The sequence below is a fragment of the Actinocatenispora sera genome, from assembly GCF_018324685.1.
Classification (GTDB): Bacteria; Actinomycetota; Actinomycetes; order Mycobacteriales; family Micromonosporaceae; genus Actinocatenispora; species Actinocatenispora sera.
In genome coordinates this window covers 6,980,742-7,005,545 of record NZ_AP023354.1, presented here as the reverse complement: position 1 = coordinate 7,005,545, position 24,804 = coordinate 6,980,742, and the positions used below count along the sequence as shown (strand labels likewise).

The 24,804-nt window shown below is 72.3% G+C and carries 28 protein-coding genes and 1 tRNA gene; 10 read left to right on the top strand and 19 right to left on the bottom strand.

Annotated elements, in window-relative coordinates:
• Positions 1-92 precede the first annotated feature (92 nt).
• Positions 93-386, bottom strand: coding sequence for a DUF4235 domain-containing protein (locus Asera_RS32705; protein WP_035295609.1), 294 nt, complete (start codon positions 384-386; stop codon positions 93-95).
• Positions 387-532: 146 nt separating this feature from the next.
• Between Asera_RS32705 and Asera_RS32700 the strand changes: the two genes are divergently transcribed.
• The 8 genes from Asera_RS32700 to Asera_RS32665 all read left to right on the top strand — a co-directional run bounded on the left by Asera_RS32700 (position 533) and on the right by Asera_RS32665 (position 7,426).
• Positions 533-1,234, top strand: coding sequence for a Crp/Fnr family transcriptional regulator (locus Asera_RS32700; RefSeq protein WP_030445075.1), 702 nt, complete (start codon positions 533-535; stop codon positions 1,232-1,234).
• A gap of 195 nt (positions 1,235-1,429) precedes the next feature.
• On the top strand, positions 1,430-1,807 hold the full coding sequence (locus Asera_RS32695; RefSeq protein ID WP_030445076.1) for a group I truncated hemoglobin: 378 nt from the start codon (positions 1,430-1,432) through the stop codon (positions 1,805-1,807).
• Positions 1,808-1,812: 5 nt separating this feature from the next.
• Positions 1,813-3,000: a globin domain-containing protein gene (locus Asera_RS32690; RefSeq protein ID WP_051801919.1), complete on the top strand. Its 1,188-nt coding sequence runs from the start codon at positions 1,813-1,815 to the stop codon at positions 2,998-3,000.
• A complete protein-coding gene (locus Asera_RS32685) occupies positions 2,997-3,596 on the top strand; it encodes a DivIVA domain-containing protein (RefSeq protein WP_030445078.1) in 600 nt (199 codons plus the stop codon). The genes Asera_RS32690 and Asera_RS32685 overlap by 4 nt, the downstream gene beginning before the upstream one ends.
• 143 nt (positions 3,597-3,739) lie before the next feature.
• Positions 3,740-4,651: an ABC transporter ATP-binding protein gene (locus Asera_RS32680; RefSeq protein ID WP_030445079.1), complete on the top strand. Its 912-nt coding sequence runs from the start codon at positions 3,740-3,742 to the stop codon at positions 4,649-4,651.
• A complete protein-coding gene (locus Asera_RS32675; protein WP_030445080.1) occupies positions 4,651-5,394 on the top strand; it encodes an ABC transporter permease in 744 nt (247 codons plus the stop codon). The genes Asera_RS32680 and Asera_RS32675 overlap by 1 nt, the downstream gene beginning before the upstream one ends.
• Positions 5,382-6,806, top strand: coding sequence for a sensor histidine kinase (locus Asera_RS32670; RefSeq protein ID WP_244844127.1), 1,425 nt, complete (start codon positions 5,382-5,384; stop codon positions 6,804-6,806). The genes Asera_RS32675 and Asera_RS32670 overlap by 13 nt, the downstream gene beginning before the upstream one ends.
• Positions 6,803-7,426: a response regulator gene (locus tag Asera_RS32665; RefSeq protein WP_030445082.1), complete on the top strand. Its 624-nt coding sequence runs from the start codon at positions 6,803-6,805 to the stop codon at positions 7,424-7,426. Before Asera_RS32670 ends, Asera_RS32665 begins: the two co-directional genes overlap by 4 nt.
• Before the next feature lie 131 nt (positions 7,427-7,557).
• Here Asera_RS32665 and hutH read toward each other — a convergent pair whose 3' ends face one another.
• Genes hutH through Asera_RS32625 form a run of 8 tightly spaced genes read right to left on the bottom strand, consistent with a single transcriptional unit; the run spans position 7,558 to position 16,953 of the window.
• On the bottom strand, positions 7,558-9,096 hold the full coding sequence (gene hutH / locus Asera_RS32660) for a histidine ammonia-lyase (protein WP_030445083.1): 1,539 nt from the start codon (positions 9,094-9,096) through the stop codon (positions 7,558-7,560).
• Positions 9,096-10,277, bottom strand: a complete 1,182-nt coding sequence (gene hutI / locus Asera_RS32655; RefSeq protein WP_030445084.1) for an imidazolonepropionase — start codon at positions 10,275-10,277, stop codon at positions 9,096-9,098. The genes hutH and hutI overlap by 1 nt, the downstream gene beginning before the upstream one ends.
• On the bottom strand, positions 10,274-10,417 hold the full coding sequence (locus Asera_RS32650; RefSeq protein WP_157034673.1) for a hypothetical protein: 144 nt from the start codon (positions 10,415-10,417) through the stop codon (positions 10,274-10,276). Before Asera_RS32650 ends, hutI begins: the two co-directional genes overlap by 4 nt.
• Positions 10,414-11,754 carry a formimidoylglutamate deiminase gene (locus Asera_RS32645; RefSeq protein ID WP_030445085.1) on the bottom strand — a complete coding sequence of 447 codons (1,341 nt, stop codon included), beginning with the start codon at positions 11,752-11,754 and terminating at the stop codon, positions 10,414-10,416. The genes Asera_RS32650 and Asera_RS32645 overlap by 4 nt, the downstream gene beginning before the upstream one ends.
• A complete protein-coding gene (locus tag Asera_RS32640) occupies positions 11,751-12,998 on the bottom strand; it encodes an allantoate amidohydrolase (protein ID WP_035295613.1) in 1,248 nt (415 codons plus the stop codon). The genes Asera_RS32645 and Asera_RS32640 overlap by 4 nt, the downstream gene beginning before the upstream one ends.
• Positions 12,995-14,662: a urocanate hydratase gene (hutU, locus tag Asera_RS32635; protein WP_030445087.1), complete on the bottom strand. Its 1,668-nt coding sequence runs from the start codon at positions 14,660-14,662 to the stop codon at positions 12,995-12,997. The genes Asera_RS32640 and hutU overlap by 4 nt, the downstream gene beginning before the upstream one ends.
• The gene (locus Asera_RS32630) at positions 14,659-16,059 is read right to left on the bottom strand and encodes a purine-cytosine permease family protein (RefSeq protein ID WP_051801920.1); all 1,401 of its coding nucleotides are present in this window, start codon (positions 16,057-16,059) and stop codon (positions 14,659-14,661) included. Before Asera_RS32630 ends, hutU begins: the two co-directional genes overlap by 4 nt.
• A 27-nt stretch (positions 16,060-16,086) precedes the next feature.
• Entirely contained in the window at positions 16,087-16,953 is an 867-nt protein-coding gene (locus tag Asera_RS32625) for a MurR/RpiR family transcriptional regulator (protein ID WP_030445089.1), read from the bottom strand.
• 178 nt (positions 16,954-17,131) lie between these two features.
• On the opposite strand from Asera_RS32625, the gene Asera_RS32620 reads away from it, so the two are divergent.
• A complete protein-coding gene (locus tag Asera_RS32620; protein WP_051801921.1) occupies positions 17,132-17,557 on the top strand; it encodes an ATP-binding protein in 426 nt (141 codons plus the stop codon).
• Positions 17,558-17,663: 106 nt separating this feature from the next.
• On the opposite strand, the gene Asera_RS32615 is transcribed toward Asera_RS32620, so the two are convergent.
• The 3 genes from Asera_RS32615 to Asera_RS33760 all read right to left on the bottom strand — a co-directional run bounded on the left by Asera_RS32615 (position 17,664) and on the right by Asera_RS33760 (position 20,305).
• A complete protein-coding gene (locus Asera_RS32615) occupies positions 17,664-18,281 on the bottom strand; it encodes a GNAT family N-acetyltransferase (protein WP_030445091.1) in 618 nt (205 codons plus the stop codon).
• 75 nt (positions 18,282-18,356) lie between these two features.
• A complete protein-coding gene (locus tag Asera_RS32610) occupies positions 18,357-19,022 on the bottom strand; it encodes a response regulator (protein ID WP_030445092.1) in 666 nt (221 codons plus the stop codon).
• Positions 19,019-20,305: a sensor histidine kinase gene (locus tag Asera_RS33760; RefSeq protein ID WP_280529756.1), complete on the bottom strand. Its 1,287-nt coding sequence runs from the start codon at positions 20,303-20,305 to the stop codon at positions 19,019-19,021. Before Asera_RS33760 ends, Asera_RS32610 begins: the two co-directional genes overlap by 4 nt.
• A gap of 132 nt (positions 20,306-20,437) precedes the next feature.
• Here Asera_RS33760 and Asera_RS32600 point away from each other — a divergent pair.
• Positions 20,438-20,509 (top strand) — tRNA-Arg (locus tag Asera_RS32600).
• A gap of 569 nt (positions 20,510-21,078) precedes the next feature.
• Here the strand turns inward: Asera_RS32600 and Asera_RS32595 are convergent.
• From Asera_RS32595 to Asera_RS32565, 7 genes are all read right to left on the bottom strand, one after another.
• Positions 21,079-21,516 carry a hypothetical protein gene (locus Asera_RS32595; protein WP_030445094.1) on the bottom strand — a complete coding sequence of 146 codons (438 nt, stop codon included), beginning with the start codon at positions 21,514-21,516 and terminating at the stop codon, positions 21,079-21,081.
• 209 nt (positions 21,517-21,725) lie between these two features.
• Positions 21,726-21,902, bottom strand: coding sequence for a hypothetical protein (locus Asera_RS32590; protein WP_157034675.1), 177 nt, complete (start codon positions 21,900-21,902; stop codon positions 21,726-21,728).
• A 90-nt stretch (positions 21,903-21,992) separates the two neighbouring features.
• Complete coding sequence (locus tag Asera_RS32585; RefSeq protein ID WP_030445095.1) at positions 21,993-22,286, bottom strand: hypothetical protein; 294 nt, start codon at positions 22,284-22,286, stop codon at positions 21,993-21,995.
• Positions 22,287-22,291: 5 nt separating this feature from the next.
• The gene (locus tag Asera_RS32580; protein WP_030445096.1) at positions 22,292-22,696 is read right to left on the bottom strand and encodes a ribosomal maturation YjgA family protein; all 405 of its coding nucleotides are present in this window, start codon (positions 22,694-22,696) and stop codon (positions 22,292-22,294) included.
• A gap of 41 nt (positions 22,697-22,737) precedes the next feature.
• On the bottom strand, positions 22,738-23,163 hold the full coding sequence (locus Asera_RS32575) for a hypothetical protein (RefSeq protein ID WP_030445097.1): 426 nt from the start codon (positions 23,161-23,163) through the stop codon (positions 22,738-22,740).
• Positions 23,164-23,204: 41 nt separating this feature from the next.
• Positions 23,205-23,684, bottom strand: coding sequence for a hypothetical protein (locus Asera_RS32570; protein ID WP_244844126.1), 480 nt, complete (start codon positions 23,682-23,684; stop codon positions 23,205-23,207).
• Positions 23,685-23,704: 20 nt separating this feature from the next.
• Positions 23,705-24,640, bottom strand: a complete 936-nt coding sequence (locus Asera_RS32565) for an MBL fold metallo-hydrolase (protein ID WP_030445099.1) — start codon at positions 24,638-24,640, stop codon at positions 23,705-23,707.
• Between the last annotated feature and the right edge of the window lie 164 nt (positions 24,641-24,804).

Genomic DNA, 24,804 nt, shown 5'->3' with positions numbered 1-24,804 from the left:
GGGCAGGCTGCCCGACGCCGGGTGACGGGTTGCCCGGGCAGGCTCCGACCGGAAGGCGGTGGAGGGCTGTCGCGACCTTCCGGTGCCAGCCGCTAGGCCTCGATTTCGGCCGGTTCGTGCTCGTGACCTGGAGGTTCGTTGCCGGTGAGCTGGCGCCACACGCGCGCCGCGCCGCGCGCGGCGACCAGTTCCGCGGCGGCGATGGCCACTCCGGACAGCGCCGCCCAGGCGAGCGTCTCGCCCCAGCTCGCCTCGAAGTCGTCCGCGTGCTGCGGCGGATCGTCGTGGCGCACCGCGCGCCACCCGGCGGCGACGGCCTTGCGCGCGACGAACCCGAGCGGCAGCGCGAATGCCAGCCCCGTCAGCTTCCAGCCCACCTTGCTCATGGCCGCCACGTCCGGCCCACCCCCTAGCCCGAATCCGTACGTGCATCGTGCCACGTCCTGAGTTCAGTTCGTTGAACTCTGTCGTGCAGGGGGTACACGCTAGCCTTCTGGAGGAAGGTGACCCTTTCGGGGGGAGGTCGGGACGGTTGGATCGCTGGCGCGCTGTTCCGAACGACCCGTTGCGTGGGGTCGCCTTGTTCGCCGGGCTCGATCTGCGCAGCCGGCGCCGCCTCGCCGCGAGCGCCGAATCCCGGGTGTACCGGGAGGCCCAGGTGCTGTTCCGCGAGGGCGACCCGGGCGACGTGCTGTTCGTGCTCCGGCACGGCGCTGTCGCGGTGTACCGGTCCGGGCCGGCCGGTGACCGGGCGGTGCTGACCCTGGTGCGCGCGCCGAACGTGCTGGGGGAGATCTCGCTGCTCGACGGGGCGCCCCGGTCGGCCTCGGTGGAGGCGATCGCGCCGACCGAGGCGTTGGTGCTGCCGCGCACCGCGTTCCTCGATCTGGTGCACACCGACCGGCGGCTGATGGACGAGGTGTTCCGGGCGATGGGCGCGATGGCCCGGCGGCTGACCGAGCAGAAGGCCGATCACATCTTCCTGGATCTGCCCGGCCGGGTGGCGAAGACGCTGGTGCGGCTGCTCGCCTCGGTCGAGGACGAGCACGACCCGGTCGGGTTGAGCCAGGGTCGGGTGGCCGAGTTGGTGGGCGGTTCGCGGCAGAGCGTCAACCAGGTGATCCGCACGTTCGCGCACCGCGGTTGGCTGCGCACCGAGGGGCGCTCGATCGTGCTGACCGATCTGGCCGCGTTGCGGCGTCGCGCCGGCCTGCCGGAACATCCCGAGTCCTGACGTCCACGGCCGGCCCGCCGGAACGCCCCGAGTCCTGAACGTCCACTTTGGACCGACCGCGCGTTCTGCCGGGTAATCGCGGGACGTTACCGATTCTTGAGTTATCTCACCCGATTCGCAACTGGGGCGGTTTCGGGGTGTCGCCGACCCTGCTCGCTCACTACACTCCATCGACCATCGTCGATAAATCATGACATGGAGGATGATGTGGGCGAGGACACGAGCGACTACGAACGCATCGGCGGCGGCGAAGCGGTCCGGCAGGTGGTGGGTCGGTTCTACGAGCTGGTGCTCGCCGACCCGGAGCTGGCCGACTACTTCGTCGGTTCCGATCTGGTCCGGCTCAAACGGCACCAGGCGCTGCTGATCTCCCAGGTGCTGGGCGGCCCCGCCGAGTACGACGGGCGCGCGCTCGGCGCCGCGCACCGCGGCATGGGCATCAGCTCCGAGCACTTCGGCCGGGTGGTGGTGCACCTGGTCGCCGCGCTGCGCGAGGCGCGCGTCTCGGAGGACATCATCGGCCGGGTCGGTGACGTGCTCGGCGGTACCAAAACGGAGATCGTCGAGGCCTGAGTCGGATGGATCCGCAGGCACTCAAGGACAGTTGGGCCAACACGGCGCGGCACGGCGACGAGGTGCCGCTGTTCTTCTACTCGCACCTGTTCTTGACCCATCCGGAGACCCGCGGCATGTTTCCGATGTCGATGGCCGGTCAGCGCGACAAGCTGGTGGCCGCGCTCGGCCGCATCGTCAGCGACGTCGACCGGCTGGACGAGGTGTTGCCGTTCGTCCAGCAGCTGGGCCGCGACCACCGACGCTTCGCCGTACTGGCCGAGCACTATCCGGCCGTCGGTGAGTCGCTGCTCGCCACCCTGGCGCACTTCTCCGGTCCACAGTGGACAGAAGCGCTCGCCGGGCAGTGGGCCGAGGCGTACGGGCTGGTCGCCCAGGTGATGATCGAGGCCGCGGCGGAGTCGGCGAAGCACGCTCCCCCGTGGTGGAACGCCGAGATCGTCGGCATCGAACGGCGCGGGCTGGACGTGGCGGTGCTGCAGGTGCGCACCGACCACCCCTACCCGTACCAGCCGGGTCAGTCGGCGGCGGTCGAGTTCTCCCGGCGGCCGCGCGCCTGGCGGTACCTGACGCCGGCGAACGCGCCGCGCACCGACGACACGCTCGAACTGCACGTCAAGATCGTCGACGGCGGGCAGGTGAGCACCGCGCTGGTGCAGTCTGCCGCCCTGGGTGACACGCTGCGGATCGGTGCCCCGGTCGGGGCGGCGCTCCTGCTGCCCGAGGACGGCACCGACCTGCTGATGGTCGCCGGTGCCACCGGGCTGGCGCCGCTGCGGGCGCTGCTGGAACAGATCGACCGCCAGTGGCAGGCCGACCGGACGCAGCGGCGGGTCGACCTGTTCCACGGCGCGCGCACCGAGGCCGACCTGTACGAGCACCAGCTGCTCGGCGCGCTTGCCGCGGCCCGGCCGTGGTTCCGGTACGTGCCGGTCGTGTCGCACGATGCGAGCTTCTCCGGTCAGCGCGGCCTGGTCGGCGACGTCGCGGCCGGCGCCGGCGGCTGGTCCGACCGGCGCTGCCTGGTGTGCGGCTCGGCGAACATGGTGCGGCACACGGTGTCCGCGCTGACCTCGGCCGGCGTGTCCGCCGACCAGGTCCGGTACGACGAGTTCACGGCCGGCGCGGAACCGACGCCGGAGCCGGCGGTGACCGCGCCGGCCGGTATCGCCGGGGGAAGGTGGGGACAGTGACCGTGACCGACCAGGGTGCCCCGAGGCGGGTGCCGCTCAGCGCTGAACGGGTGCGGACCACCACGTTCTCCCGGCCGCCGTTCGGCCGCCGCGGCTTCCACGAGGACGAGGTGCGGATGTTCCTCAACCGCGTCGCCGACGACCTCGCGGCGGCCGACGCGGAGAAGGCGGCGCTGCGCGCCGAGATCGGCCGGCTGACCAACTACTACCGGGACCACGGCCAGGACCCGGACGCGGAGGCGCAGCGGTCCCGGGTCAGCGTCGAGGCGGTCAACCTGATGAGCCAGGCGCAGCAGGCCGCCGACTCGCACGTCGCGCAGGCGGAGGAGTACGCCCGCAAGCTCGTCGGGCAGGCCCGGCAGCGGTACGAGGACCTGCTGCAGCACGCGCAGGACCAGGCGAAGCAGGCGGCGTCGGAGGCGCAACGGGCCGCGGATGCGCTGCCCGCGCACGCCACCGAGGCCGACCGTGCCGCGCTGGAACAGAAGGTCACCTACCTGCGTACCTTCGCCGAGGTCACCGAGGTACAGCTGCGCTCGGTGCTGGAGGCGCTGACCCGCGAGGTGGACAAGCTGGGCGACGTACCCAAGCCGTGAACCGGGCCGGTCATCCACCGATCGGTGGATGACCGGCCTCCACCGCCCTGCCGGTACCGGTGCGGTCTCGTGGTCGATCCGGTCGCGCCGTGGCGCTCCTAGCGTCGTACCCGACGGAGAAGACGTCGGGAGGGAGGCCGGCCGTGCCGGTCATCGAGGTGCGCGGGCTGCGCAAGACGTACGGGGAGAAGGTCGCCGTCGACGACGTGTCGTTCGACGTGGCAGGGGGTGAGATCTTCGGCATCCTCGGGCCCAACGGGGCCGGCAAGACCACTACCGTCGAGTGCATCAGCGGGCTGCGCTCGCGCGACGCCGGCACCGTCTCGGTACTGGGCGCCGACCCGCGCGCCGAGCGCGACCGGGTGCGGCGGGTGCTCGGCGTGCAGCTGCAGGAGTCCGCGCTGCCGGACAAGATCACCGTGGCCGAGGCGCTGAAGCTGTACGCGTCCTGCTACGCCGATCCGGCCGACTGGCGCGCGCTGGTCGAGCGGCTCGGGCTCGCCGACCGGCTGCGCACCCGGTACCAGAAGCTGTCGGGCGGGCAGAAGCAGCGGCTGGCGATCGCGCTGGCGCTGATCGGCCGACCCCGGATCGCGGTGCTCGACGAGCTGACCACCGGGCTGGATCCGCAGGCCCGCCGCGACACCTGGAGCCTGATCGAGGAGATCCGCGCCGACGGGGTGACCATCCTGCTCGTCACCCATTTCATGGAGGAGGCGGCGCGGCTGTGCGACCGCGTCGCGGTGATCAAGGCGGGCCGGCTCGCCGCGCTCGACACCCCGGACGGCCTGGTGTCCACAGTGGACAACCGCCAGCAGCTGCGGTTCCTGCCGTCGAAGCCGGTCGACACCGCGCTGCTGGCCGCGCTGCCCGGCGTCACGTCGATCCGGCGGGACGGCAGGGAACTGCACGTCACCGGTACCGGCAACGTGCTGGCCGAGGTGGTCGGCACCCTCGCGGCGGCCGGCATCCTGGCCGAACACCTGCGGCTGGACAGCGCCAGCCTGGACGACGCCTACCTGGCGTTGACGTCGAACACCGAGGGAGACCAGTGATGTCGTCGTTCGCCGTGCTCGTCCGCATCGAGGCGAAGCTGTTCGGCCGCGAGCCGATGGCCGTGTTGTGGGCGATCGCGTTCCCGCCCCTGCTGCTGGTCATCCTGGGCTGCGTGCCGGCGTTCCGGGTGCATCAGCACGATCTGGGTGGCCTGCGGGTGATCGACCTGTACGTGCCGATCATGATCCTGTTCGTGGTGACGATGACCGCGGTCAACACCCTGCCCGCCGCGATCAGCCTCTACCGCGAGCGCGGTGTGCTGCGCCGCCTGGCCACCACGCCGATGCCGGCGTCCCGGCTGCTGCTGGCCCAGGTCGTGGTCAACGTCGCGGTCGAGGTGCTGGTGCTGCTGTTGCTGCTGGGTATCGGTCGGATCGGGCTCGGGGTCGCGCTGCCGCGAGCGCCGCTCGGCTACCTGGTTGCGTTCCTGCTGGTGCTGTGCGCGATGCTGGCGCTGGGCATGATGGTCGCCGCGGTCGCGCCGAACACGAAGGTGAGCAACGCGCTGGGGATGATCCTGTTCTTCCCGCTGATGTTCTTCGGCGGGCTGTGGCTGCCGATCGCCGCGATGCCGGCCGCCCTGCGCCACATCGCCGAGTTCACCCCGGCCGGTGCGGCCACCCAGGCGCTCGGTGACGCGGCCGCGGGCTCCTGGCCGGGCTGGGTGCACCTCGCCGTACTCGCCGGGTACGCGGTCGTGTTCGGTACCGTGGCAGTGCGTTCGTTCCGGTGGGACAGCTGAGCGAGATGGGGGTCGTGGTGGCGTCCGAGCAGCCCCGGTCGGGTGCCGGCCCGGAGGGCGCGCTGCACCGCCCCGACCGACGGCCGGCATCCTGGGAGGACCGGTTCTCGACCATCTACCGGTTGCTGCCGTACGTGCTGGCGGCCGCCGCGGTGCTGCTCGCGATGGTCAGCGGCTTCGGCGCGGCCCGGATGCTGTGGATCGGCGGCGCCGCCCTGGTCACCGTGGCCTGGGTGTGCTGGTTCGAGACCCTGCACCCGCAGTGGGAGCGGGAACGTCCCGCGCTGGCCACGTTCTCCCTGCTCGTCCGGCTGGCCCTGACCGCGCTGCTGGTCGTGCTGAACCCGTGGTGGGGGCTGTTCGCCTGGCTCGGCTTCGTCGACTTCTTCCGGGCGAACCTGCTCGGTGGCCGGATCACCACCGGGATCGGTGTCGCCGTCACCGCCGCGCTGCTCGCCGGTACCCAGGTCGGCGGGTTCCAGAACGTCTCCGGCGCTCTGGTCGGTGCCTACCTGGTCATGCTGCTGCTGAACCTGGTGCTCGCCGGGACCATGGGCGCCTCGTTCACGTACGTGGCGGTGCGCAACGAGCAGCGCCGGGTGGCGCTGGTGGAGCTGGCCGAGGCGAACCGGAAGCTGTCCGAGACGCTGCGGGAGAACGCCGGCCTGCACGCGCAGCTGCTCACCCAGGCCCGCGAAGCCGGGGTACGCGACGAGCGGGCCCGGCTGGCCCGGGAGATCCACGACACCATCGCGCAGGGCCTGACCGGGATCATCACCCAGTTGCAGGCGGCGCAGCGGGTACCCGACTCGACCGGGTACGTGCAGACCGCGCTGGGGCTGGCGCGGGACAGCCTGGGCGAGGCGCGCCGCTCGGTGCAGGCGCTGCGGCCGCCGCAACTGGAGGACGCGACCCTGCCGGTCGCGCTGCGCCGGACCATCGAGGCGTGGGCCGAGCGCGAAGCGCCCCGCGCCACCCTGGTCACCACCGGTACCGCCCGGCCGCTGCACCCGGAGATCGAGGCGACCCTGCTGCGGATCGCGCAGGAGGCGCTGGCCAACGTCGCCCGGCACGCGCGGGCGGCCCGGGTCGGCGTCACACTGTCGTACATGGAGGACGTGATCAGTCTGGACGTGCGCGACGACGGGGTCGGCTTCGACCCCGCCGCCGCGACACCGGCCGACGGGTGCCGGCCGGATCCGGCAGCGCGGGGCGGCGCCGGGCCCGGCGACGGTGGCTCACCCGTCGACGATGCCGTGGTGGCGGGCCGCCGCGACGGCGGGTTCGGACTGATCGGGATGCGGCAGCGGGTGGCCCGGGTGGCCGGTGAGCTGACCATCGAGTCCGAACCGGGCTCCGGCACCGCGGTCTCGGCGACGGTACCGGCGGTGCCGGCGGGTGCCGCGGCATGATCCGGGTGCTGCTCGTCGACGACCACCCGGTGGTCCGGAACGGGCTGCGCGGCATGCTCGCCGACGCCGGCGACATCGAGGTGGTCGGCGAGGCCGGCGACGGCGCCGAGGCGGTGGACGTGGCCGCGGTGCAGGCTCCCGACGTGGTGCTGATGGACCTGCGGATGCCACGCGTCGACGGGGTCGCCGCAATCCGCCGGCTCGCCGCCCGCGGCCTGCCGGCCAGGGTGCTGGTGCTCACCACCTACGACACCGACCAGGACGTGGTACCGGCGATCGAGGCCGGCGCCACCGGCTACCTGCTCAAGGACACCCCGCGGGACCAGCTGTGCGAGGCCATCCGGGCCGCGGCCCGCGGCGAAGCGGTGCTGTCCCCGTCGGTCGCCGGCCGGCTGATGGGCCGGATACGCGAGCCGGCCACCGAACCGCTCAGCAACCGCGAGCTGGAGGTACTCGGGCTGATCGCGCAGGGCTGCACCAACCGCGACGCGGCCGGGCGGCTGTTCATCAGCGAGGCGACGGTCAAGACGCACCTGCTGCACATCTACGCGAAGCTCGGCGTCAACGACCGCGCCGCCGCCGTCGCCACCGCGTTCGCCCGCGGCCTGCTGCGCGGCTGACCCCGCCAGGTGGCGCACATGCTGACCCAGCCGCGTCGCACGCGGTGGGCCGGCACGCGGGGGAGCTGCCGGCGCGGCTGACCCCGGCGTGTCGCCGACCTACCGCGCGGTCGGCGGCGCGGGTGCGGGCGTCAGGCCAGCGGGCCGATCGCGGCCTCGATCTCGGTACGCAGCTCCGTACCGACCAGCAGCGAGCGGCTGTGCTCCAGGATCGGCGCGAGGAACTCGTCCGGCCCGGGATCCCCGGCGACCTCGGCGATCCGGCGTACCGCGATGGCACCGGCCGGGCTCGGCGCCAGCGGTGCGCGCAGTTGCAGGCCCCGGCAGGCGGCGAGCAGCTCGACCGACAGCAGGTGCGACAGGTTGGCCAGCACGGTACGCAGCTTGTGCGCCGCCGACCACCCCATCGAGACGTGGTCCTCCTGCATGCCGGAGGTCGGGATCGAGTCGGTCGACGCCGGTACCGACAGCCGCCGGTTCTCCGCCACCACGCCGGCGGCGGTGTACTGCGCGATCATCAGGCCGGAGTTGACCCCCGGGTCGGGCGACAGGAACGCGGGCAGCTCGCGCGAGCGCGCCACGTCCAGCAGCCGGTCGACCCGGCGCTCGGAGATCGAACCGACCTCGCTCGCCGCGATCGCCAGGTAGTCGGCGGCGAACCCGAGCGGCGCCCCGTGGAAGTTGCCGGTCGACTCGACCCGGCCGTCCGGCAGCACCACCGGGTTGTCCACCACCGACACCAGCTCGCGCGCGGCCACCTGGACCGCGAAGTCCAGCGTGTCCCGTGCCGCACCGGCGACCTGCGGCGCGCACCGCATCGAGTACGCGTCCTGTACCGCGTGGGTCAGATCGTCGCGGTGCGAGTCCATGATGGACGATCCGGCCAGCAGCCGGTGGATGTTCGCCGCGGACGCCGCCTGGCCCGGGTGTGGCCGGATCTCGTGCAGCTCGGGCAGGAACGGCCGGTCCGAGCCGAGCATCGCCTCCACCGCGAGCGCGGCGGTCACGTCGGCCATGGTGAACAGGTGCCGGGCGTCGGCGATCGCGAGCAGCAGCATCCCCAGCATGCCGTCGGTACCGTTGATCAGCGCCAGCCCTTCCTTGCTGGCCAACGCGATCGGGGCCAGGCCGGCCGTGGCGAGCGCCTCGGCGCCGGCGATGCGGCGGCCGTCCGCGGCGCGTACCCAGCCCTCGCCGAGCAGCACCAGCGCGCAGTGCGCGAGCGGGGCGAGGTCGCCGGACGCGCCGAGCGAACCGTGCCGCGGCACCCACGGCGTGATGCCTGCGTTGAGCAGTTCCACCAACGACTGCGCGACCAGCGGCCGGACGCCGGACCGGCCCATCGCGAGCGACCGGATGCGCAGCAGCATCATCGCCCGGACCACCTCGGTGGGCATCGCATCGCCCATCCCGGCCGAGTGCGAACGGATCAGCGCATGCTGCAGCTCGGCCCGCCGGGCCGGTTCGATGAACGTGTTGGCGAGCGCGCCGAACCCGGTGGACACGCCGTACACGGCGCGCTCGTCCCGTTCGATCGAGTCCACGATGGACCTGCTGGCCCGCATCGCGGCCAGCGCTGCCTCGGACAGCTCGACCCGGGCACCGTGCCGGGCCACCGCGATCACCTGCTCCGGCGTCACCGAATCCGGGCCGACGGTCACCTGCTTCATCACGAATTCCCCTGCTGGTAAGCGATTTCCCCGTTCGCCACGACGGTGTGGACGAGCGGGACTCCCGGCCGGTAGGCCAGGTGGACATGGCTGGGCGCGTCGAGCACGACCAGGTCGGCCGACGCGCCGGCGGTGATCGTGCCGACGTCGGTACGGCGCAGCGCCGCGGCGCCGCCCGCGGTCGCGCACCACAGCGCCTCCGCGGGTGTCAGGTGCATCTCGCGGACCGCCAGCGCGACGCAGAACGGCATCGATGAGGTGAACGACGATCCGGGGTTGCAGTCGGTGGCGAGCGCGACGGTGACGCCGGCGTCCAGCAGCCGGCGCGCCGGGGGGTACGGCGAGCGGGTGGAGAACTCGACGCCGGGCAGCAGCGTGGCCACCGTGTCGCCGCCCGCCAGCGCGTCGATGTCGGCGTCGGACAGGTGGGTGCAGTGGTCGACCGCGGCGGCGCCCAGCTCGACCCCGAGCCGTACCCCGGGCCCATCGCCGAGCTGGTTCGCGTGCAGCCGCGGCGCCAGCCCCACGGCAACGCCCGCGGTGAGCACCGCGCGGGACTGGTCGGCGTCGAACGCGCCGCGCTCGCAGAAGGCGTCGACCCAGCGGGCGTGCGGCGCGCAGGCGTCGAGCATCGGTCCGCACACCAGCGCCACGTAGTCGTCCGGCCGGTCCTTGTACTCGTCGGGAACCACGTGCGCGCCGAGAAACGTGGTCTCCGGCGTGACGCCGCGCGCGATGCGCAGCAGTCGGGCCTCGGTGTCCACCCCGAGGCCGTACCCGGACTTCGTCTCGAACGTCGTCGTACCCTGCCGGGTCAGTTCCCGCTGCAGGTAGGCGAGGTTCGCCGACAGCTCGGTGTCCGGCGCCGCGTTGGTGGCGGCCACCGTGCGCCGGATCCCGCCGCCGGTGTAGGGCTCGCCGGCCATCCGGGCGGCGAACTCCCCGGACCGGTCACCCGCGAACACCAGGTGCGTGTGGCTGTCCACGAAACCCGGGATCACGGCCCGGTTCGACGCGTCGACCCGGACGTCGCAGGCGGGCGCGCCGCCGGTCGGGCCGATCCAGGCGATCTGGCCGTCGACGACCACCACCGCGGCATCCCGGCGGATCGCCAGCGGATCGCGGCCACCGGGTTCGTTCGTGACCAGCTCGCCGATCCGGTCGACCAGCAGCGAGGTCATGCCGGCACCTCCGCGCTCGCCGTGCCGGTCGCGACCGGGCCGGAGCCGGTGGCGCCGACCACCGTGCGGGCGGCGCGGCCGGGCCGCCCGCCGGGGGCCGTGCCGGCTGCGTCTCCGCCGCGCGCGAAGCTCGCGGTCATGCCAGTACCTCCCGGATGGTGGCGGACAGTTCGCCGGCGACGTCGTCGACGATCAGGTGCCGGCCGTCCTCGACGACCGGGCGGCCGTTCACCACGACCGAACGCACGTCGGTTGCGGTGGCGGCGAACACGGCGGCGGCGAGCGGATCGTTCGCCCCGGCGGTACGCACCGAGTCGAGCGCCACGGTGACCAGGTCGGCCGGCGCACCGGGGGCGAGCCGGCCGGCGTCGGGGCGGCCGAGCGCGGCATGTCCGGTACCGGTCGCGGCCGCGAGCAGCTCGCCGGCGGTGAAGTGACCGCGCCGCTCGGTCGCGAGCCGTTCGTGCATCTCCACCGCCCGCGCCTCGGCCAGCGGATCGATCACCGCATGGCTGTCACTGCCGAGGCTGAGCGGGCAGCCGGCGTCGACCAGTGCGCGCGCCGGGCCGATCCCGTCGGCCAGCTCCCGCTCGGTGCTGGGGCACAGGCAGACCCCGGCGCCGGCGGTACCGAGCGCGGTGATGTCACCGTCGGTCGGATGGGTGGCGTGCACGGCGGTGAGGCGGGGCCCGAGCAGGCCGTGCTCGGCCAGCAGCTGCGCCGGCGTGCGCCCGTGGAACGCCCGGCACGCCTCGTTCTCGGCCTGCTGCTCGGACAGGTGCACGTGCAGCGGCTCGTCGCCGACCCGGTCGGCGAAGCCGCGCAGCGCGGTCTCCGGTACCGCCCGGACCGAGTGGATCGCGGCGCCGCGGGTGGCGTGCGGCGCGAGCTGGATCTTCTCGTACCGGCGCTGCCAGGCGTCGACGTCGGCGTCGGCGAACCGTTGCTGTACCGGCGACAGCGGCTGGTAGCCGCGGTCGGTGAGGCCGCCGGCCAGATACAGCGTGTCGAGCAGGCAGATCCGGATGCCGGCCTGCCGGGCCGCCTCGATCAGGGCCTCGCCCATCGCGTTCGGGTTGGCGTAGCCGGCGCCGCTCGGTTCGTGGTGCAGGTAGTGGAACTCGCCGACCGCGGTGACTCCGGCCAGCGCCATCTCGGCGTAGACCGCGCGGGCCAGTCGCAGGTACGAGTCGGGGTCCAGCCGCGCTGCCGCCTGGTACATCCGCTCCCGCCAGGTCCAGAACGTGCCGCCGCCGTCCTGGGTACGCCCGCGCAGCGCGCGGTGGAACGCGTGCGAGTGGGCGTTGGCGAACCCGGGCACGGTGAGCCCGGGCAGCCGGTGCGAACCGGCCGGCGCAGAGTCCACAGTGGACGACACGGCCGTGACCCGACCCGCGGACTCCTCGATCAGCACGCCGGGCTCGGCCGGCCGGAGCGGATCGCCGAGCCAGGCGTGCTCGCACCAGTACGTGCTCACGCGAGCTCCCGCAGCGCCGCGGTCAGCGCCCGCACCCCGGCCAGGCAGTCGGAGTCGTCGGTGGTCTCGGCGGGGGAGTGCGAGACGCCGGTCGGGTTGCGGACGAACAGCATCGCGGTCGGCACCCCGGCATCGGACAGGATCCCCGCGTCGTGCCCCGCGCCGGTGGCAAGCAGCGGCAGCGGCGCGGTGCTGCCGGGCGCGATGCCGGCGCCGCCGAGGCTGGCCGCGAGCCGCTGGGCCAGCGCGGCGTCGAACCGGATCGGCGACGTGACCGACTCGGCGGTCACCGTCAGCGCCGTGCCGTCCCGGCCCACCCGGTCCCGGGCCTGGCGTTCCAGCTCGATCAGCATCGACTCCAGCGCGGTCGCGTCCGCGGCGCGGGCGTCCAGCCAGCCGGTCACCGCCGACGGGATCGCGTTGGTTCCGTTGGGCCGCACCGCGATCCGGCCGAACGTGGCCCGCGCGTCGTGCAGCCGGGCCTGCTTGTTCGCCGCCAGCGCGGTCATCGCGTAGCTGAGCATCGGGTCGTGCCGGTCGGCCATCGCGGTGGTACCGGCATGGTCGGCGGTGCCGGTGAAGTCGAACCGCCACCGGCCGTGTGGCCAGATGCCGGTACCGACGCCGACCGGCGCGCCGGTGTCCACCAGCCCCTTGCCCTGCTCGATGTGCAGCTCGACGTAGTGGCCGATCCGGTCCAGTCGGGCCCGATCCGGGCCGAGCCGCGAGGTGTCCGTGCCGGCCGCGGCCATCGCGTCGACCAAAGTGGTACCGGTCGGGTCGGTCAGCGCGGCGCCGCGCTCGACCGGGAGCGCGCCGGTCAGCAGCCGGGAACCCAGGCAGGCGACGCCGAACCGGGACCCTTCCTCCTCGCAGAACGCGACCACACCGATCGGACGGGACGGTGTGATGCCCTGCGCCCGCAACGCATCCACGGCGAGGAACGCGGACACCACGCCGAGCGGGCCGTCGTACGCGCCGCCGTGCGGTACCGAGTCGAGATGGCTGCCGGTGACCAGCGCGTTGCCGGCGGTCGGGTCGCCCCACCAGGCCCACAGGTTGCCGTTGCCGTCGGTCTCCACCGCCATCGCCCGCGACTTGGCCTGGTCGGTGAACCAGTCCCGGCAGGCCTGCTCCGCGTCGGTGTACCCGTGCCGGAGGTAGCCGCCGTCGGTGGCGGCACCGATCGGCAGCAGCTGCTCCCACAGCGTCCGGAACGCGTCCCGTTCGTCCACAGTGGTCACTGCACATCGCCCTCGCGCATCGGGATCCGCAGCCCGTCTCGCTCGGCGACGTGCTCGGCCAGCTCGTACCCGGCGTCCACGTGCCGGATCACGCCCATCGCCGGGTCGTTGGTCAGCACCCGGTCGAGCTTCGCGGCGGCCAGCGGGGTGCCGTCGGCGACGGTGACCTGACCGGCGTGGATCGAGCGGCCCATCCCGACCCCGCCGCCGTGGTGGATGGACACCCAGGTCGCCCCGGACGAGGTGTTCACCAGCGCGTTGAGCAGCGGCCAGTCGGCGATCGCGTCGGAGCCGTCGGCCATCCCCTCGGTCTCCCGGTACGGCGAGGCGACCGAGCCGGAGTCCAGGTGGTCGCGGCCGATCACCACCGGCGCGGACAGCCGGCAGTCGGCGACCATCTCGTTGAACCGGGCGCCGGCCCGGGCGCGCTCGCCGTAGCCGAGCCAGCAGATGCGCGCCGGCAGCCCCTGGAACGCGACCCGCTCGCCGGCCATCCGGATCCACCGGCCGAGCTGCTCGTTGTCCGGGAACAGATCGAGGATCGCGCGGTCGGTGGTGTGGATGTCGGCCGGGTCGCCGGACAGCGCCGCCCACCGGAACGGGCCCTTGCCCTCGCAGAACAGCGGCCGGATGTAGGCCGGTACGAAGCCGGGGAAGGCGAACGCGCGGTCGTACCCGCCGAGCTGCGCCTCGCCGCGGATCGAGTTGCCGTAGTCGAAGACCTCGGCGCCGGCGTCCAGGAACCCGACCATCGCCTCGACGTGCTTGGCCATCGCGGCGCGGGCCCGGTCGGTGAACTCCTCCGGCTTCTTCGCCGCGTAGTCGGGTGCGTCGCCGGGATCGATGCCCTCCGGCAGGTACGACAGCGGGTCGTGCGCGGAGGTCTGGTCGGTGACGATGTCCACCGGCACCCCGCGGCGCAGGATCTCCGGTACCAGCGTGGCGGCGTTGCCGACCACGCCCACCGACAGGGCGCGCCGGTCCTTCTTCGCCTGCACCGCAAGGGCGATGCCCTCGTCCAGGTCGGCCGCGATGGTGTCCAGGTAGCGGGTGTCGACGCGGCGCTGCAGCCGGGTGCGGTCCACGTCGATGATCAGGCAGGCACCGTCGTTCATCGTCACGGCGAGCGGTTGCGCGCCGCCCATGCCGCCGCAACCGGCGGTCAGCGTCAGCGTGCCGGCGAGGGTGCCGTTGAACCGCTTGGCGGCGACCGCAGCGAACGTCTCGTAGGTGCCCTGCAGGATGCCCTGGGTGCCGATGTAGATCCAGGACCCGGCGGTCATCTGGCCGTACATCATCAGGCCGAGGTGCTCCAGCTTGCGAAACTCCGGCCAGCTGGCCCAGTCACCGACCAGGTTGGAGTTCGCGATCAGCACCCGCGGCGCCCACTCGTGCGTGGCCAGCACGCCGACCGGCTTGCCCGACTGCACCAGCAGCGTCTCCTCCGGTCCGAGCGTACGCAGGGTGCGCACGATGGCGTGGTACGCCGGCCAGGAGCGTGCCGCGCGGCCGGATCCGCCGTACACCACCAGATCCTGGGGGCGCTCGGCCACCTCCGGATCGAGGTTGTTCATCAGCATCCGCAGCGGCGCCTCGGTCTGCCAGCTCCGCGCCGACAGGGTGCTGCCGCGCGGTGCGCGGATCGGTTCGGTCGGTGCGGTCACGTGAGCGCCTCGCTTTCTTCTCGGAACAGCCCGGCCGCCTGCTCGGCGCGTACCACCGGACGCATCAGGACGTAGTACAGGGCCGCGGACACGATCAGGCCAAGTATCCAGGAGATGTCCGCGTCGCCGAGGTGTTTCACCATCGGGCCGGTGTAGAAGCTGGAGGAGATGAACGGGATCTCGACCGCGACGCCGATCAGGTAGGCGGCCATCGCCCGCCAGTTGACGTTGCCGTACCTGCCGTTCGGATCGAAGATCGCGGCCAGGTCGTAGCGCTCCTTGCGCAGCAGGTAGAAGTCGGCCAGGTTGATCGCCGTCCACGGGATCAGGAAGTAGGCGAGGAACAGGATGAAGTTCTCGTAGTTGGCCAGGAAATCGCCCCGGCCCGCGAGCGCCACCGCGGTGCCGACGACCGCGGCACCGACCACGAACCACACCCGCAACCGCGTGGTCACGCCGAACGGCCGGATCGCGGTGAGCGTCGTGGTCGCCGACATGAACATGCCGTACAGGTTGAGCACGTTGATGGCGATCACGCCAAGGATCAGCACCACCGAGACGATGTCGCCGGTGTGTGCCGGCGCCAGCCCGAGCACCGACGCGACGTCGGCGCCCTTCGGCACGATCACCGCGGTGATCGCGGCACCCAGCCACATCATCCAGATCGCACCGATCGCGCTGCCGGCGTACGTCCACCAGAACGCGGCCGAGGTGGACGTGCGGCGCGGTAGGTAGCGGGAGTAGTCGGCCACGTACGGGGCGAACGTGATCTGCCAGGTGGCCGCGACCGCCACGACGGCGAGGAAGCTACCGAAGCTCGCATGTCCGAAGTGGACGGATGCGCCGACGGGGTGGTGCACCAGCAACAGCACCGTCAGTACCACGAAGGTGATCCCGCTGATCAGGCTGATCCACCGCTCGTAGCTGTGGATCAGGCGGTAGCCGTACGCGGCGAGCACCGTGCAGACGATCGACACCAGGACGATGCACAGCACGTCGGGCCAGCCGGTGACCGCGTGCAACGCGTCGCCGCCGAGGACGGCGGACGAGGCGAAGAACCCGACGTACATCAGCAACACCAGGATCAGCGGCAGGATCGCGCCGCGGAAGCCGAACTGGGCCCGGCTCTGGATCATCTGCGGGATACCCAGTTTCGGGCCCTGCGCCGAGTGCAGCGCCATGAACACCGCGCCGAACAGGTTGCCGACGGCCAGTGCCACCAGCGCCCAGCCGAGCGAGAGCCCGAGCGCAATGCCGAGCGCGCCGGTGACCACCGTGGTGATCTGCATGTTGCCGGCAAACCAGACGGTGAACAGGCTGCGCACCGACCCGTGCCGTTCGGCCTCCGGGACGATGTCGATCGATCGCCGCTCCACCGCGGTGCGCTCACCGTCCATCGTGCACCGTCCACACAGGATGCCTCCTCATGGTACGAACAGTCCGCGGCGGGCCGCGGACGCCTCGAACTGCTCCAGCCGCCCCTGGGTGCGCGCCGGCTGGGCATCGCAGATGGCCTGCAGCAGCACCATCGCGAGAACCATCGGCGCGCCGTGCACGTCGAACACCAGCTGCGAACCGACGGGCGCCGGCAGCACCAGGTCGGACTCGTCCGCCGCCGGGCTCATCGGGCTGTCGGTCACCGTCACCACGGTCAGCCCGGCGTCGCGGGCGACCCGGATCGCGGCCAGCGCCTCGGCCGGGTAGCGCGGCAGGACGAACGTCAGCAGCGCCTCGGCGCCGGCGTCGGTGGCCTGTTCGAGCTGGTCCACCAGCTGGCTGCCGCCGCCGCTGAGGACCCGCACGTCGGGCTGCACCTTCGCGGCGAAGTAACCGAAGTACTCGGCGATCGGACGCGCCGCGCGCAGCCCGAGCACCGGCAGTGGCCGGGAGGCGGACAGGGTCGCGGCGGCCGCCAGTACCGGCTTCGGGTCGGCGAGGAAGTCCGACAGGCTGGCGAGGTTGTCCCGCTCGGCGGCGACCGCGCGCTGCCACTCGTTGCGTCGCGCCTCGTCGGTGGTCTCGGCGGTACCGGTGGTGTCGAGCCCGATCAGTTCGCGGATGCGCTGGCGCAGCGCCGGGTAGCCGTCGTGGCCGAGCGCGATGGCGAAGCGGGTCACCGACGGCTGGCTGACCCCGGCCAGCTCGGCGACCTCGCTCGCGGACAGGTAGCCGGCGCGCGGCGCGTGCTCGACGAGCGACTGCGCGATGCGCCGCTGCGTCGGCGTCAGCCGCTGCCCGGCGAACAGGGCGAGCAGCCGCGACGACGGGCTTTCCGGTACCGACTCCACCACGCCCGCAGCCTATGCATGACGGCTTTCATCGGTCAAGGTAGTGAATCAAGCTATGCAACGGAAGTTCCGAGGGATATGTCTGGCAAAACCCGTAGTGCCGCCGCGCGGACCCGCACCAGAGCGGGAATCCCGCGATCGGTGGCATGAAACCGCCGGTCGGTGGGTATCCGAACGACCGATGGACGTGGATCGGGAGCTACGGATCGAGCCGCATCGGGGCGCCGCGCGGGCGGCCCGGCGGTTCGTCGAGGACGCCATCCGCGACTGGCAGCTCGGCGCCCGTGCCCGCGAGATCACCCTGGTCAGCCACGAACTGATCGCGAACGCGTTCCTGCACGCCCGCTCCGCCGCGCTGCTCCGGCTGCGCCGGCGCGCCGACTCGCTGCTGATCGAGGTCGCCGACACCGACCCGCGGCTGCCCTGCCCGACGATGGTGCCCACCGTGCTGCGCACCTCCGGCCGCGGTCTGCTGATCGTCGAACGGCTCTCGCTGCGCTGGGGCGCCCGACCGGTGGACGGCGGCAAGGTCGTCTGGGCCGAACTGCCGCTCACCGGCGTCCGGCACAGCCTCGCCACGCCTTCCCGCCCGCGCCACCCGGTGTAGCGCCCCACCTCGACCCGAGCGGTCGATCATGGCGCCACGTCGTTCCGTAAAGCGGGTACCGGCGCCCTCCCGCCACGATCAACACCGGGTACCGGTCGCGGCCGGGTCAGCGAGCTGCCGCGGCGGTGGCCGCGGCCAGCCGGTCGCGGTGCGCCGGCCACTCCGAGGCGAGCAGCGCGAAGTCCAGTTCGGTGGCCCACTCGCCCTTGAACAGCTCGTTCTGCACCAGCCGCGCCTCCTGGCGCATGCCGAGGCGACGGGCCATCCGCGCCGAGGCGTCGTTGCGCTCGTCCAGCCGGGCGACCACCCGGTGCAGGCCCAGCCCGTCGAACGCCAGGTCCAGCAGCGCCGCGGCCGCCTCGGTCGCGTACCCCTGGCCGGCGAAGTCGGGATTGATCACGTACCCGAGCTCGCCGCCCCGGTGCTCCCGGCTGTGGAAGAACAGCACCAGATCGCCGATCAGCCCGCCGGTCGCGATCAGCTCGACCCCGAGCAGCAGCGCCTGGCCGGCGTCGGTGAGCGCGGTGGTGGTCCACCGGGTGGCGATCGACTCCACCACCTCGGCCCGGTCCATCGGCTCGAACGGCAGGTAACGGCAGACATCCGCCCGCCCCCGGTACGCCACCATCGCGTCGACGTCGTCGGCCGTCACCGGCCGCAGCAACAACCGCGGGGTGCGAATCGGGTACCTGGGGCGCAACTCGAGCGGTCGTTCCTCTGCCATGGCCGCCATCATGCCAACCGACCGGTCGGCCCGGCGGGCAATATCGGCCCGGCGTCCGGCCACCCACCGCCTCGCTCAGGTCAGCCAGCCGGGACGCACCAGGCCCGACTCGTACGCGATGACGACCAGCTGGGCGCGGTCCCGGGCGGCGAGCTTCACCATCGCGCGGGACACGTGCGTCTTCGCGGTCGCCGGACTGACCACCAGCTTCGCGGCGATCTCCTCGTTGGACAGCCCCTGCCCGGCGAGCGTGAGCACCTCCCGCTCCCGGTCGGTCAGCGCCGCGAGCTGCGGGTACTGCCGGGGCTGCTGGGCGCGCAGGGCGAACTCGGCGATCAACCGCCGGGTCACGCTCGGCGACAGCAGTGCGTCGCCGCGCGCCACCGCCCGTACCGCGGCGATCAGCTCGGCCGGCTCGGTGTCCTTGACCAGGAAACCGGACGCGCCCGAGCGGATCGCCTCGAACACGTACTCGTCCAGCTCGAAGGTGGTCAGGATGACCACCCGGACCGCGGCGAGCCGCTCGTCGGCGACGATCCGGCGGGTGGCATCGAGCCCGTCCGCGCCCGGCATCCGGATGTCCATCAGGACGACGTCGGGCACCAGCCGGCGGATCTGGGTGACCGCCTCGTCGCCGTCGGCCGCCTCGCCGACCACCTCGACGCCGTCCTCGGCATCCAGCAACGCGCGGAACCCGGCCCGTACCAGCGCCTGGTCGTCGGCCAGCAGTACCCGGATCACGATGCCTCCCGGTCCAGCGGGAACGTCGCAACGACCCGGAATCCGCCGCCCGGCAGCGGGCCGGCGGTCAGGCTACCGCCCAGCGCGGTGGCCCGCTCCCGCATGCCCGGAATGCCGTTCCCGCCGCCCGCGCCGATCGGGTCGCCGCCGTCCGCCGCCGGATCCACACCGTCTCCGTCGGACCACGTCTCGCCGGAGCGCGTCGCGCCCGGCCCGCCCGTACCGTCGTCGGTCACCAGCACGGTGAGCAGCTCCGGCCGGTACGTCAGCGACACCACCGCCTCGCTGGCCTGCGCGTGCCGGTACACGTTGGTCAGCGCCTCCTGCACGATCCGGTACGCGGCCAGGTCGACCTCCACCGGCAGCGGGCGCTGCGCCCCGGTCACCGTGGTCCGCACCGGCAGCCCGGCCGACACCAACCGGCCGGTCAGCTCGTCCAGGCGGTCCAGGCCCGGCGTGGGGGAGTGTGCCGCGTACGTCTCGCCGCGCAGCACCGCCAGCGCCGAGCGCATCTCACCCAGCGCCTCCTTGCTCGCCTGCTTGATCACCGACAGCGCGGTACGGGCCTGCTCCGGCCGCTGGTCCATCAGGTGCAGCGCCACCCCGGCCTGCACGTTGATCAGCGAGATGTTGTGCGCCAGCACGTCGTGCAACTCCTGCGCGATGCGCAGCCGCTCCTCGTTCGCCTGCCGCTGCTGCCGCTCCGCCCGGATCCGGCGCTGCACCGCCACCCGCTGCCGGTGCACCCGGTACAGCTCGGACAGGGCCAGGATCGCGGCCACCGCGGCGACGTGCCCGAGTACCCAGGTCCAGCCCACCGGGCCGTGCTCGATCAGCCAGTAGAGCAGGAAGTAGACCAGCAACGCGCCGACGCTGCACACCCACGCCAGCACCCGGTACCCGGCCACCACCGCCAGCACCAGCACCACCGCGAACGCGGTGAACTGCGGCCCGTACGGGAAGCCGAGCCCGTAGTAGCCGACGGTGGCGACCGTCGTCACCACCAGCACCGCCGCCGGCCAGCGCCGGCTGAACAGCAACGCCACCGGCCCGACGAACAGCAACACCAGCGTCGGCACGTCCAGCTGCTCGTGCACCTGCTTCGCCGCGTAGTGCGTGCCCACCACCGACACCGCCGCGACCAGCACCGCGACCATCGGTACCGTCCAGCCGCGCGCCGGCCAGCCACTCAGCCGCTGCGCCGGCGGGCACGCCGGGTCGCCGCAGTCGACCGGATCGCCGGCCGTACCGTGGCGTACCCGCCCCACCACACCCCACCGCACCTGCCCCACGGTAGGCCGCGACCCCGCCCGGCACATCGTCCCCGGATCGACCCGCCGCCTACTCCCACCGTGGTACGCCCACCCGCCGCGGGTCGCCGCCGGACCCACCTGCTACTCTTCACACCGTCCCGAGCCCCCGTAGCTCAGGGGATAGAGCATCGGCCTCCGGAGCCGTGTGCGCAGGTTCGAATCCTGCCGGGGGCACCCAGCACATCATCAGCGTAAACAGCCGCTGACCAGCACAAACAAAAGACCTGGCGGGTCCTCCGTGTCCGACGGAGTCCCGCTCGATCTCGTTGCGTGCCGCTGCTCGCGAGAGAGCAGCGATAGAGATTAACGGGCAGGTTCAGGCCCTGCCGCTCGCCGAGCTGATCATCGGTTTGCTCGCGCACCCCGTCCCGGCGGTGTGCGCTGGCTGTAGCCTCACCCGCCACATAGCGGATGCCGCGCGGTGGTCTGTGAGGTCAGTGTTGCGTTCCCCCAGACCGTTGGTGACGCTGAGTAGTCATCCGTGGTTGGTTCCCTCCCCGCAACGCCGGACGCGGTACCGCCCTACACGCCCCTTTGCTCTGCTTCCTCATGGAGAGCAAGGGTCGGCTGCTTCCCATGAGGAAGCAGAGCAAAGGGCGGCCAGCGCCCACCCTGATCAGGGCGGCGCCGGGCAGGTCTCCCGGTGGGGTTTCGTCTTTGTGGTTGCGGCGTAACCGATCTCGGCGGTGCGGCACCTGTGCCACGTACGACCATCCAACGTCCACGCCGCTGTCGGGAAAGGGTCAGTCTCCGGAATAGCCCCAGAAATAGATCTCGTTGGGGGTGCCGGAGGCGTCGTGCAGGATGGCGCATCGGCCGAACCAGCGTCGGGTGACGAGGTCATCGATCGCCGCCACGTGCTCCCGGGTCAGCGTCTTGGTTCCCGCGTACTGCAGCGCCTCGTCGTCGGTGACCGGCTGGACCGTGCCATAGTCGGGATCTTCCCCATCGGCCAGCACATGGTCCATGTCGAGGATGGAATGGGTTCCGTCCGTCTGCACTCCCTCGTCGGCGAACAACTCCGCGAAGCTCCGGGGGCGGTTGCCATAGGCGCTGGCCGGCTTGCCGGGCACGGCCCACCAGTAGTCGCCTTCGGCGAGCACTTTGTCCCGCAGCGCGCGCAAGGCCTCGTTGAGATCAGGCTGATAGGCCACGAAATAGTCCCAACCAGACGCACCCATCGATGTCCTCCATGGTCGACACACGAATCGCGCAGACCGTATCGCCAGCCTCCGACATCGCCAGCCGCCCGCGGGTACGGGGGCCAGCACCAGGTGGATGTCCGCGCATGGTCGGTCCCGATCGGGAAGCGTCCCCGCAAACTACCGGCGGAACGACATCGGTGAACACGTTCGTCGCCCCCTGTCGAGGACGTGGTGCCGGAGGCAGGTCATCGAGGGAGCCGTGACCACATGTTCTCGCCGCCGCGTACGGCCTCGACCAGAGTGCGGCTGTAGCCGCTGGCGTCGACCACCTCGTAGATGCGTTTCGCCGAGGCGTGCGGCGGGACGAGTTCCTTGATCAGTTGCGCGATCGTGTCGCGCACGCCGGTCAGTTCCTCGGTCATCCGGCGCTCCGTTCGCCCAACCGCCGAAGTTCCTCGTATCGAACCCCGCTCTGCCGATCGGCGGTTCGCCTCTGCGTGGCGGGTACGGGATCACAGCAGGCGGCCGAGGAACAGGATCAAGCAGTAGAGCGCGTACACCAACAGGACCAGCCCCACACGGAGGAACAGCGACCCGCCGAACAGCCTGTCGACGGTGTCGAGACGTCTTCTCGCTTCCTCGCTGAGGCGCTCGAACCAGCCCGTTGTGTGCCATCGGTTGGGGATCTTCCCGCGCAATGCGAGGTAGCCGAACAGCATGATCAGGAGAGAGAAGGCGATCGTCGCGAGGATCGGCCAGACGCTCGTAGCCGCGGCCAGCTCGACTCCGGCACCGCCGGCCAGCACCGCGCTCAGCGGGCGTCGGCCGTTCTTGTGGAGCGGGTGCGGAGGTACCAGTGCACGGCCATGTACAGGACGATGCCGATCGGGTACCAGGCGACGTCGACGAGGTCGAACCGGGCGCCCACCAGCTGACCGGCGAACCAGCTGTGCGCGGAGATCGTCGCAGGAATCGCGGTGAGCTGCGAGAACTCGATGAACCAGCAGTACGCAACGGCGATGACGCCGGCGATCCACGGGGTGATCGAGGGACGGATGAAGAGCACGATCGCGTACACGATGGCGCCCGACAGCGCGGCACCCGAGTACTGCTCGATCGGCCCGTCCAGCACCGCGCGGATCCCGTAGGCGGACAACGCGAAGACGACTGCCAACGCCACCAACGTCAGCCGAATCCACCGTACCGAGAACGACATCGCGCCATCCTATGCGGCAGGCCGCCGTAGGCCCGGGTTGGTCAGTCGGACAGGCAGCGGACGCGGGTGATGACCTGACGCGGGCCGGCGTTGGCATCGCGGACGTCCAGCAGCCACAGCTCGACGTGCTGACCGTGCGAGAGCGGCGCGAGGCAGGAGGGATGCGTGCCGGCCAGGTGCGTCGTGCCGGCGCTGTCGATCCAGTCCACCGGCCCGAGCGCGTACCCCGTGGTGCCACCGTGTGGCTCGTCGTCGGCGCGGAAGCCGAGCGCCGTACCGTCCTCGTCGACCGCCGTGACCGTACCGGTGACCGGATGCGGCACGTCCGCTCGCGCGCCGTCCACCTGGTGAACCACCACGGCGCCCACCGCCACGCCGAGCAGTACGGCGACCGCCACGCCCCACCGAGCGATCCGAACGGGTTGCCGTGCGTACGCGATTCCGTGCTTGATCCTGGCCAGCGGCATCAGCGGATGCTATCCGCCCGCCCGGGAACTCGACCGTTGGCCTACCACTCGATCCGTTCACGGTGGCCCCGAGGGGTTCGGGCGTGGGTGAGGGCTCGGGTGAGGCCGCGGCGCAGGCGGCGGGAGGCGCCGGGCAGGTGGCGCAGGCGGTCGATCTCGGCGGGGGTGAGTTCGGTGCGGACGGCCAGGGCGATCGCGGCCCCGTACGGGCGGGAGCCGGCGCGCAGCAGTTCCTCGGTTCGGTCGAGCACCCGGAGCAGGACGGCGCGGTCGGCGTTCGGATGTTCGGCGACCAGGCGGTACAGGCGGTTGGCGTCCCAGGGGGCCAGCGGTTCGGTGAGCAGTTCGGCCAGTACCGATGCGTCGGCTCGCGGTTGCTGGGCGACCGCGAGCCGCACGAAGCCGTACGGGCTGCGGGCGAGCTGGCGCAGTCCGGCCGCGTCGAGGCGCGGGTCGGTGACGGCGTTCAGGTAGTCGCGCGGCGTGCGGGAAGGAGGCAACAGCGCGTCGAGATCCACCACCGGTACGAGTATCCGCCGGTTCAGCGATCCCCGGGGAGCAGGTGGCTGGTGGCGGTGGGGTCGTGGGTGGGGACGATGGTGAGGTGGCGGCGGGCCAGGTGCAGGCGGTGCAGGGTGCGGAAGGTGGCGTCGCGGTCCGCGTCGGCGAAGTTGCCGGGGTAGCTGGCCTTCTGCCGGACGGTGTCGATCTGCAGCTGGTGCCAGGCGGCGTCGCCGGCGAGCAGCAGCCAGCCGCGTTCGGTGTGTGCGAGCACGCCGACGCTGCCCGGGGTGTGGCCGGCGAGGTCGACCAGAACGACGGTGCCGTCGCCGAACAGGTCGTGGCTGCGGGTGAAGGTGGACACCGGCGGCCCGTCCAGTTCGTAGTCGACGAGCGTACGGTCACGTAGCCCGTCGCGTACCCCGCCGACCGGCGCGACCGGGCCGGTCAGCACCCACTCGCGTTCGGCGCGGTGCAGCCGTACCGGCAGACCCGGGAAGTCGAGGAGGCCGCACACGTGGTCCCAGTGCGCGTGCGTGGGCAGCGCGAAGTCCGGCTTCGGTAGCTGTGGCAGGGAATCCAGCGCGTCGACGGTGGCCACCGTATCGGCGGGCGGGCGTACCGCCATCCGCAGTACCGCGGGGAGTTGGGCGATCGCCCGGTGCTCGGCGTCCCGGCACACGCTCGGGTCGACCAGGAACGTCGCTTCTGGATGCTGGACAACGAACGAGGTCAGCGCGTTCGTGATCCGCCTCGGGGCGAAGGTGCCCTCGACGATCATCGGGGTCGGTACCTCCCGGGGCACCTGCGGCAGCGCCGTCACCCGCACCGTACGGCTCGGGCTCGGCAGGCCGGCGTCGGTGATCGAGGCGAGCAGCCGCTCGTCGCGCCGGCGCGGCCGTACCATCCCGGCGGCCAGCCCCGCGGCGGCGGAACAGCAGGCGAGCAGGCTCGGTGTGGCTACCGGATCAGGCATGACATCACTCCCAGGTTTCGGGCGGCGCGACCCGCCGCTGGCTTCGGCGGCAACCCACCCCAGACTCCCGCCACCGCCACCGCGGCTGCGACGACGGCGCACGCTTCCGCGGCGGCGGCGCACGGTTCCGCGACTACGGCGCACGGTTCCGCGGCCACGGTTGC

What these genes read in the sequence shown, in the direction of transcription:
- Asera_RS32705 (WP_035295609.1), bottom strand. Translation starts at nt 386, where the DNA reads ATGAGCAAGGTGGGCTGGAAGCTGACGGGGCTGGCATTCGCGCTGCCG.
- Asera_RS32695 (WP_030445076.1), top strand. Translation starts at nt 1,430, where the DNA reads ATGGAGGATGATGTGGGCGAGGACACGAGCGACTACGAACGCATCGGC.
- Asera_RS32690 (WP_051801919.1), top strand. Translation starts at nt 1,813, where the DNA reads ATGGATCCGCAGGCACTCAAGGACAGTTGGGCCAACACGGCGCGGCAC.
- Asera_RS32675 (WP_030445080.1), top strand. Translation starts at nt 4,651, where the DNA reads ATGTCGTCGTTCGCCGTGCTCGTCCGCATCGAGGCGAAGCTGTTCGGC.
- Asera_RS32665 (WP_030445082.1), top strand. Translation starts at nt 6,803, where the DNA reads ATGATCCGGGTGCTGCTCGTCGACGACCACCCGGTGGTCCGGAACGGG.
- hutH (WP_030445083.1), bottom strand. Translation starts at nt 9,096, where the DNA reads ATGAAGCAGGTGACCGTCGGCCCGGATTCGGTGACGCCGGAGCAGGTG.
- hutI (WP_030445084.1), bottom strand. Translation starts at nt 10,277, where the DNA reads ATGACCTCGCTGCTGGTCGACCGGATCGGCGAGCTGGTCACGAACGAA.
- Asera_RS32650 (WP_157034673.1), bottom strand. Translation starts at nt 10,417, where the DNA reads ATGACCGCGAGCTTCGCGCGCGGCGGAGACGCAGCCGGCACGGCCCCC.
- Asera_RS32630 (WP_051801920.1), bottom strand. Translation starts at nt 16,059, where the DNA reads ATGGACGGTGAGCGCACCGCGGTGGAGCGGCGATCGATCGACATCGTC.
- Asera_RS32620 (WP_051801921.1), top strand. Translation starts at nt 17,132, where the DNA reads ATGGACGTGGATCGGGAGCTACGGATCGAGCCGCATCGGGGCGCCGCG.
- Asera_RS32615 (WP_030445091.1), bottom strand. Translation starts at nt 18,281, where the DNA reads ATGGCAGAGGAACGACCGCTCGAGTTGCGCCCCAGGTACCCGATTCGC.
- Asera_RS32595 (WP_030445094.1), bottom strand. Translation starts at nt 21,516, where the DNA reads ATGGGTGCGTCTGGTTGGGACTATTTCGTGGCCTATCAGCCTGATCTC.
- Asera_RS32590 (WP_157034675.1), bottom strand. Translation starts at nt 21,902, where the DNA reads ATGACCGAGGAACTGACCGGCGTGCGCGACACGATCGCGCAACTGATC.
- Asera_RS32580 (WP_030445096.1), bottom strand. Translation starts at nt 22,696, where the DNA reads ATGTCGTTCTCGGTACGGTGGATTCGGCTGACGTTGGTGGCGTTGGCA.
- Asera_RS32575 (WP_030445097.1), bottom strand. Translation starts at nt 23,163, where the DNA reads ATGCCGCTGGCCAGGATCAAGCACGGAATCGCGTACGCACGGCAACCC.
- Asera_RS32565 (WP_030445099.1), bottom strand. Translation starts at nt 24,640, where the DNA reads ATGCCTGATCCGGTAGCCACACCGAGCCTGCTCGCCTGCTGTTCCGCC.